Origin of the sequence: Streptomyces sp. YS-3, from assembly GCF_045257485.1 — a bacterium.
Taxonomy (GTDB): Bacteria; Actinomycetota; Actinomycetes; order Streptomycetales; family Streptomycetaceae; genus Streptomyces.
In genome coordinates this window covers 1-7,024 of the sequence record NZ_JBJHPC010000385.1, presented here as the reverse complement: position 1 = coordinate 7,024, position 7,024 = coordinate 1, and the positions used below count along the sequence as shown (strand labels likewise).

8 protein-coding genes and 1 pseudogene are annotated in these 7,024 nt (G+C 69.2%); 4 read left to right on the top strand and 5 right to left on the bottom strand.

Annotated features, from left to right (window positions below):
• Positions 1 to 469 precede the first annotated feature (469 nt).
• Positions 470 to 1,111, bottom strand: coding sequence for a DNA-3-methyladenine glycosylase (locus ACJA3G_RS25815; RefSeq protein WP_406555437.1), 642 nt, complete (start codon positions 1,109 to 1,111; stop codon positions 470 to 472).
• 85 nt (positions 1,112 to 1,196) lie between these two features.
• On the opposite strand from ACJA3G_RS25815, the gene ACJA3G_RS25810 reads away from it, so the two are divergent.
• The 3 genes from ACJA3G_RS25810 to ACJA3G_RS25800 all read left to right on the top strand — a co-directional run bounded on the left by ACJA3G_RS25810 (position 1,197) and on the right by ACJA3G_RS25800 (position 3,221).
• Positions 1,197 to 1,979, top strand: coding sequence for a sporulation protein (locus ACJA3G_RS25810; RefSeq protein ID WP_406555436.1), 783 nt, complete (start codon positions 1,197 to 1,199; stop codon positions 1,977 to 1,979).
• 40 nt (positions 1,980 to 2,019) lie between these two features.
• On the top strand, positions 2,020 to 2,556 hold the full coding sequence (locus tag ACJA3G_RS25805) for a YbhB/YbcL family Raf kinase inhibitor-like protein (RefSeq protein ID WP_406555435.1): 537 nt from the start codon (positions 2,020 to 2,022) through the stop codon (positions 2,554 to 2,556).
• 158 nt (positions 2,557 to 2,714) lie between these two features.
• The gene (locus tag ACJA3G_RS25800) at positions 2,715 to 3,221 is read left to right on the top strand and encodes an HNH endonuclease (protein WP_406555438.1); all 507 of its coding nucleotides are present in this window, start codon (positions 2,715 to 2,717) and stop codon (positions 3,219 to 3,221) included.
• A 63-nt stretch (positions 3,222 to 3,284) separates the two neighbouring features.
• Here ACJA3G_RS25800 and ACJA3G_RS25795 read toward each other — a convergent pair whose 3' ends face one another.
• From ACJA3G_RS25795 to ACJA3G_RS25780, 4 genes are all read right to left on the bottom strand, one after another.
• On the bottom strand, positions 3,285 to 4,058 hold the full coding sequence (locus tag ACJA3G_RS25795) for a sulfite exporter TauE/SafE family protein (protein WP_406555434.1): 774 nt from the start codon (positions 4,056 to 4,058) through the stop codon (positions 3,285 to 3,287).
• A gap of 93 nt (positions 4,059 to 4,151) precedes the next feature.
• On the bottom strand, positions 4,152 to 5,081 hold the full coding sequence (locus tag ACJA3G_RS25790) for an SPFH domain-containing protein (protein ID WP_067157382.1): 930 nt from the start codon (positions 5,079 to 5,081) through the stop codon (positions 4,152 to 4,154).
• A gap of 78 nt (positions 5,082 to 5,159) precedes the next feature.
• A complete protein-coding gene (locus ACJA3G_RS25785; RefSeq protein WP_406555433.1) occupies positions 5,160 to 5,582 on the bottom strand; it encodes an NfeD family protein in 423 nt (140 codons plus the stop codon).
• A 59-nt stretch (positions 5,583 to 5,641) separates the two neighbouring features.
• Entirely contained in the window at positions 5,642 to 6,433 is a 792-nt protein-coding gene (locus ACJA3G_RS25780) for an ABC transporter ATP-binding protein (protein WP_406555432.1), read from the bottom strand.
• A 139-nt stretch (positions 6,434 to 6,572) separates the two neighbouring features.
• On the opposite strand from ACJA3G_RS25780, the pseudogene ACJA3G_RS25775 reads away from it, so the two are divergent.
• Positions 6,573 to 7,024 (top strand): annotated as a pseudogene (locus ACJA3G_RS25775) (hypothetical protein); the annotation flags it as partial.

Here is a 7,024-nt window from a genome sequence, read left to right as displayed (position 1 = left end):
GCGTCCTCGCTGTGTTGTTGCCTACCCGCCACAAGGGCCGGCAGGACTTTTCAAAGGAACCTCCAACCCACCATCACTGGCAGGCCGGGGTTGTCAATCTGGCGTTGACTTTTGGCACGCTGTTGAGTTCTCAAGGTACGGACGCTTCCTTCGTTCCCGTTTCCGGGCCCTCCGGGCGCTTCCTTCGTTTCCGACTCTATCAGACTCTTTCGTGTCCGATTCCCTGTCGGCGGGATTCGCTTTCCAGGTGTTCGCTTTCGCGTTTCCCTTTCGGCGTGGTCACTACTTTAGCTGATTTCCCGGGTGGCTCATAATCGAGCCGCATCGAGCCGATGAATCCGAATTCCGGCATGCCGAAACAGGGACCCGTCGGGGTCAGTCGTAGGTAGTGGGTGGCCGCTTCGGGTTGCTGAACAGCAGGACCCGTCTCAAGCGGCTCGGGCTACGTTAGGCGTCCGGTCGGGCCGAGTCAAGTTGCGCGGCGGCGTGGCTGATGCGCGCGGTACGGGCTGACTGTCGGGTCGTCAGCGATCCAGAACCGCCAGGGATGCGGGGCGCCTTCGCCGCCCACGCCGGTGCGGGGTCCGCTGCGTACCAGGTCGGCGGAGGGCGGGGTCCCGGTGAGTACGGAGAGGGGCGCGTCCGGGTCGGTGCAGACGTCGGCGCCGTCCAGGGCGCGGTCGACATCCAGGGCGGTGGCCAGGCGGGCCGGCCCTTTGGCCAGTTCCAGGTCCTTTTTGGCCGAGATGCGACGTTTACGCGCGAGCTCCGCGCCTACCTGGATCTCTCCCGCTCGCAGCAGCACCCCGCTCGCCATCCCCTCGGGTCCGCACACCAGGTTCAGGCAGTGCCACATCCCGTACGTGAAGTAGACGTACGCGTGGCCGGGCGGGCCGAACATCACGCCGTTGCGGGCCGTGCGCCCTCGGAAGGCGTGGGACCCCGGGTCGTTGGCGCCGTCGTACGCCTCCACCTCCGTCAGTCTCAGCTCGACCGGGCCCTCGGCCGTGTTCCGCACCAGGGTGCGGCCGAGGAGGTCGGGGGCGACTTCGAGGACGGGGCGGTCGAAGAAACCGCGCGGGAGTGGCGTACGTTCGGGGGCCGCGATCATGGCGTCCGAGGGTACCGGGTGGGCGAGCGGAACCGGAGGCCGTGGTTATGCGTTCTGTGGGTGCAGGATCTATGGAGGGAACAGCATGGGGTTCAAGCGTCTGCTTGCGAGTCTGGGTGCCGGAGGCGCTTCGGTGGAGACCGAGCTGACCGAGGCGAACGTGGTGCCGGGCGGTGTCGTCCAGGGCGAGGTCCGGATCCAGGGCGGGTCCGTGGACCAGCGGATCGAGGGGCTCTCGGTCGGCCTCCAGGCGCGCGTCGAGATCGAGGGCGGTGACCACGAGACCAAGCAGGACATCGAGTTCACCAAGCTGCGTCTCGGCGGCGCGTTCGAGGTGAAGGCGGGCGCGGTGCACGTGGTGCCGTTCGGCCTGGAGATCCCGTGGGAGACGCCGGTCACGACGGTCGCCGGTCAGCCGCTGCGCGGAATGCACATCGGTCTGACGACGGAGCTGGAGATCGCGCGCGCCCTGGACTCGGGCGACCTGGACCCCATCAACGTGCACCCGCTGCCGGCGCAGCAGGCGATCCTCGACGCCTTCATCCAGCTGGGCTTCCGCTTCAAGAGCGCGGACATGGAGCGCGGCCACATCCGCGGCACGCGCCAGCGGCTGCCGTTCTACCAGGAGATCGAGTTCTACGCTCCGTCGGAGTACCGGGGCCTGAACCAGGTGGAGCTGACCTTCGTCGCGGACGACCGCGCGATGGACGTGGTGCTGGAGATGGACAAGAAGCCGGGTCTGTTCACCGAGGGCAGCGACTCGTACCGCTCGTTCCAGGTGGGTCTGAACGACTACCAGGGGACGGACTGGGCGGCATATCTCCACCAGTGGCTGGCGGAGGTCGGCGGTCGGCGCAACTGGTTCTAGGCTCGGTCCCGTCACTGGATACCGATCAGGAGGTGCCCGCGTGAGCGAGCTCAAGAGGCCGCCGCTCCCCCATGACTTCCACCCCGAGGTGCCCTCGTTCACCGTGGTGAGCGAGGACGTCCAGGAGGGTGCGCCGCTGAAGGACGCCCAGGTGTACGCGGAAGGGAACACCTCGCCCCACCTCCGGTGGGAGGGGTTCCCGGCCGGGACCGAGAGCTTCGCGGTGACGTGCTTCGACCCGGACGCCCCGACGGGCAGCGGGTTCTGGCACTGGGTGGTCTTCGACATCCCGAAGTCGGTGACCGAGCTGCCGGCCGGCGCGGGCACCGGGAAGTTCGAGGGTCTGCCGGCCGGGGCGGTCCAGGTCCGCAACGACTACGGGTCGAAGGACTTCGGCGGGGCGGCCCCGCCGGCCGGTGAGTCGCACCGCTATGTCTTCACCGTCTACGCGGTGGATTCCGCGAAGCTGGGACCGGACGCGGACGCGTCGCCCGCGGTCGTCGGATTCAATCTGCGGTTCCACACCCTGGCACGCGCCCAGCTGATCGGTACGTACACGGGTCCCTCGAACAGCTGACTCCGGGTAGCTGATCGTTCCTTCATTGTTTGCCCTGCTCTGGTCTTGGAGAGATCAGAGCAGGGCATTTTTTAATGCGTTGTCCGTCGTGGCCGGCCCGGCCAGAGTTGATCCAAGCCCGCCAGGGGGTGGGCCGGCACTACGCGGAGGTGGGCATGATGCGGGACACGCTGGTACTGAACGCGAGCTTCGAGCCGCTGTCGACGGTCACTCTCAACCGTGCGGTCGTGCTGGTCCTCCAGGACAAGGCCGTCGTCGAGCAGGAGCATCCCGAGCTGAGGATGCGTGCCGCCGCGGTCGAGATACCGGTGCCCCGGGTGATCAGGCTCTGCCGGTACGTAAGGGTGCCGTTCCGAAGACAGGCTCCGTGGTCGAGACGGGGTGTGCTGGTCCGGGACCAGCACCGCTGCGCGTACTGCGGCAGACGCGCGACGACGGTGGATCATGTGGTGCCGCGGGCCCAGGGCGGCCGGGACAGCTGGCTCAACACGGTGGCGTCCTGCGCCGAGGACAATCACCGCAAGGCGGACCGGACGCCGGAGGAGGCGGGGATGCCGTTGCTGCGGCAGCCGTTCGTGCCTTCGCCCGCCGACGCGATGCTGCTCGCGATGGCCGCCGGGGACCGGTCCGCCCTGCCGGAGTGGCTGGCCCGGGGAGCGGCGTAACAAAGAGGACCGGAAGGACCGGGTCGGCCCGCCGCCTGCGGCTGCGGGCCGGCCCTTGGTGCGTCAGCGCACTACCAGCTGCACAATGGCCACCACACCGACCGCGATGATCACCCCTCGGAGCACCGAGGGCTTGAGGCGGCGGCCCACCTTGGCACCGAGCTGGCCGCCTATCGTCGAGCCGACGGCGATCAGCAGCACCGCCGTCCAGTCGAAGTCGGCGACGAAGAGGAAGAAGACGGCGGCGACGCCGTTGACCAGCGCCGCGAGGATGTTCTTGACGGCGTTGACGCGCTGGAGGCTCTCGGGGAGCAGCAGGCCCATCAGGGAGAGGTAGAGGACGCCCTGGGCCGCGCCGAAGTACCCCCCGTACACGCTGGCGAGGAAGAGGCCCACGAGCAGGACGGGGCCGCCGTCGGGGTGGGCCCGGGTGCCGGTGGCCTCGCGGTGGCGCTTGACGGCGGCGGCGATGCGCGGCTGGAGGAGGACGAGCACCAGCGCGATGCCGACGAGTACGGGGACGATCGCGTCGAAGGCGTCCGACGGCAGTGCGAGCAGCAGGACGGCCCCGAGCAGGCCGCCGAGCAGGCCCGTGGACGCGAGGCGCAGGATGCGGCGGGTCTGGCCGCGCAGTTCACGGCGGTAGCCGACGGCTCCGCTGATGGAGCCGGAGACCAGGCCGAGGGTGTTCGACACGTTCGCCGTGATGGGCGGCAGACCGGTGGCCAGCAGCACGGGGAAGGTGATCAGGGTGCCGGAGCCGACGATCGTGTTGATGGTGCCGGCGCCGATGCCGGCCGCGAAGACCGCTAGTGCTTCCCAGATGGACAACGCCATCTCCTTACACAATCAGTGAGACGCCTCCCCGCCATGGAGGTCGGGGGGCCGCACCGATCATGCACGGACGTTGTATGGCACAGTCAACCGTGCTCAGTCGACGGGCGGTTCCTCGCGGCGCTCGGAGCCCGTGTTGAACCCCGACATCCCGCTGCCGAGGTTGCCGAACGCGCCGGAGAGTCCCTTGAGCGCGTCGCCGATCTCGCTGGGCACGATCCAGAGCTTGTTGGCGTCTCCCTCGGCGATCTTCGGGAGCATCTGGAGGTACTGGTACGAGAGGAGCTTCTGGTCGGGGTCGCCCGCGTGGATGGACTCGAAGACCGTACGGATCGCCTGGGCCTCGCCCTCGGCGCGCAGCGCGGCGGCCTTGGCCTCACCTTCGGCGCGCAGGATCGCGGACTGCTTCTCACCCTCGGCGCGCAGGATCTCGGACTGCCGGACACCTTCGGCCTGGAGGATCGCGGCGCGCTTGTCACGGTCGGCGCGCATCTGCTTCTCCATCGAGTCCTGGATGGAGGTGGGCGGCTCGATGGCCTTGAGCTCGACGCGGTTGACGCGGATGCCCCACTTGCCGGTGGCCTCGTCGAGGACGCCGCGCAGGGCCGCGTTGATCTCCTCACGGGAGGTGAGGGTGCGCTCCAGGTCCATGCCGCCGATGATGTTGCGGAGGGTGGTGACGGTGAGCTGTTCGATTGCCTGGATGTAGCTGGCGACCTCGTACGTGGCGGCGCGGGCGTCGGTCACCTGGTAGTAGATGACGGTGTCGATGTTGACGACCAGGTTGTCCTGGGTGATCACCGGCTGGGGCGGGAACGGCACGACCTGCTCGCGCAGGTCGATGCGGTTGCGGATCGAGTCGATGAACGGGACGACGATGTTCAGGCCCGCGTTCAGCGTCCTCGTATAGCGGCCGAAGCGCTCCACGATGGCCGCGCTGGCCTGCGGGATCACCTGGATGGTCTTGATCAGGGCGATGAAGACCAGCACCACCAGAATGATCAGGACGATGATGATCGCTGACATCGCGTTCCCCGTGCCTTTCTTGCTCTAGGAAGTGCCCGGCAGCGGTGCGGCTGCCGGCCCGGATGATCCTGGCATGGTTCACATGACGATGGCAGTCGCTCCGTCGATCTCGACCACATCGACCTGCTGCCCGGGTTCGAACGACTGGCCGCCGTCGAGCGTGCGCGCCGACCACACCTCGCCCGCGAGCTTGATCCGGCCGCCGCTGCCGTCGACTCTCTCCAGGACGACGGCCTGACGGCCCCTCAGCGCGTCGATGCCGGTGGCGAGGTGGGGCCGCTCGGCGCTGTGCCTGGCCGCGATGGGCCGGACCACGGCGATGAGGGCCACCGAGACCACGACGAAGACGAGGACCTGTGCGACGGTGCCGAGGCCCAGACCCGCGCCGACGGCCGCGGCGACCGCGCCGACCGCCAGCATGCCGAATTCCGGCATGGCGGTCAGCACCAGGGGAATGCCGAGACCTGCCGCCGCGATCAGCCACCCAACCCATGCGTTCACGAGGTCATGGTAGGTCCGGGCACCCCGTCACGGACAGTGCACCTCTCGGTCCGCCGGGGTCAGGCGAGCGGGAGGCCGGTGGCGGAGTAGCGGTCGCCGCGGTGCTCGACGACGAGCGGGAGGCCGAAGCAGAGGGAGAGGTTGCGGGAGGTGAGCTCGGTCTCCATGGGGCCGGCGGCGAGCACCTTGCCCTGACGGATCATGAGGACGTGGGTGAAGCCGGGGGCGATCTCCTCGACGTGGTGCGTGACCATGACCATCGAGGGCGCGTACGGGTCGCGGGCGAGGCGGCCGAGGCGGCGGACCAGGTCCTCGCGGCCACCGAGGTCGAGACCGGCGGCCGGCTCGTCGAGGAGCAGCAGCTCGGGGTCGGTCATCATCGCGCGGGCGATCAGCGTGCGCTTGCGCTCGCCCTCGGAGAGCGTGCCGAACTTGCGGTCGAGGTAGTCGGTCATGCCGAGCCGGTCGAGGAAGGCGCGGGCGCGCTCCTCGTCGACGGCGTCGTACTGCTCCTGCCAGGTGGCGGTCATGCCGTACGCGGCGGTGAGGACCGTCTGGAGCACGGTCTGGCGCTTGGGCAGCTTGTCGGCCATGGCGACGCCGGCCATGCCGATGCGCGGGCGCAGGTCGAACACGTCGACCTTGCCGAGGCGGTCGCCGAGGATCTTCGCCGTGCCGGTGGACGGGAAGAGGTAGCTGGAGGCGATGTTGAGGAGGGTGGTCTTGCCGGCGCCGTTGGGGCCGAGGATCACCCAGCGCTCGCCCTCCTTGACTGACCAGGAGACGTCGTCCACCAGAGCGCGTCCGTCGCGGACCACGGATACGTCCACCAGCTCCAGTACATCGCTCATGAGCGCGTTGTCTCCCCATGCAATCGTCTTGAGGTCCGGGCTGTTGCCTGTGGGCAGGGTCCCGGGGAAATCTCCCAGACAAAACCTACGCCACTGAGGGAGTGGACCTGCCGCGAGGGCCAGTACCTAGGCTGGGTCCATGTTCTCGGAACCACGTTCAGGTCGGCTGGCCGCATGGGGAAATGCCCTGTTGGCCGGGAAAGTTTCGCCGGATGACGCCGCGTCGGCGATCGTCGGTGACGACGCGGTGCACCGGGTGTCGGGGCTGCCGGGCGAGGCGGCCCCGGTGGGGCTCACGCTGGCGCTCGGGCGGCTGCGGGGGCTCGGGGTGACGGGCTTCCGGGTCGCGCTGCCCGCGCCGGGGCATCCACTGGGGCTCAGCGGGCCGCCGGAGTTCAACGCGCGGGCGCTGGAGGCGGAGGAGGCCGTCGTCGGGTTCGGGGCGCCGCACGGGCTGGTGCCCCACGTGAGCGAGGTGGGGCCCGCGGGTGATGTGCGGGTGGAGGTCCTGTGGCAGTGCCTGGCGGTACGGGAGGCTCCGCCGGCGGACGTGCCCTCGCTCGGGGAGGCGGAGCGGGAGCTGGCGGAGGG

Bases quoted from the DNA above. Each gene is read 5' to 3' on its own strand.
- ACJA3G_RS25810 (WP_406555436.1), top strand. From the start codon at position 1,197: ATGGGGTTCAAGCGTCTGCTTGCGAGTCTGGGTGCCGGAGGCGCTTCG.
- ACJA3G_RS25800 (WP_406555438.1), top strand. From the start codon at position 2,715: ATGCGGGACACGCTGGTACTGAACGCGAGCTTCGAGCCGCTGTCGACG.
- ACJA3G_RS25795 (WP_406555434.1), bottom strand. From the start codon at position 4,058: ATGGCGTTGTCCATCTGGGAAGCACTAGCGGTCTTCGCGGCCGGCATC.
- ACJA3G_RS25780 (WP_406555432.1), bottom strand. From the start codon at position 6,433: ATGAGCGATGTACTGGAGCTGGTGGACGTATCCGTGGTCCGCGACGGA.
- ACJA3G_RS25790 (WP_067157382.1), bottom strand. From the start codon at position 5,081: ATGTCAGCGATCATCATCGTCCTGATCATTCTGGTGGTGCTGGTCTTC.
- ACJA3G_RS25815 (WP_406555437.1), bottom strand. From the start codon at position 1,111: ATGATCGCGGCCCCCGAACGTACGCCACTCCCGCGCGGTTTCTTCGAC.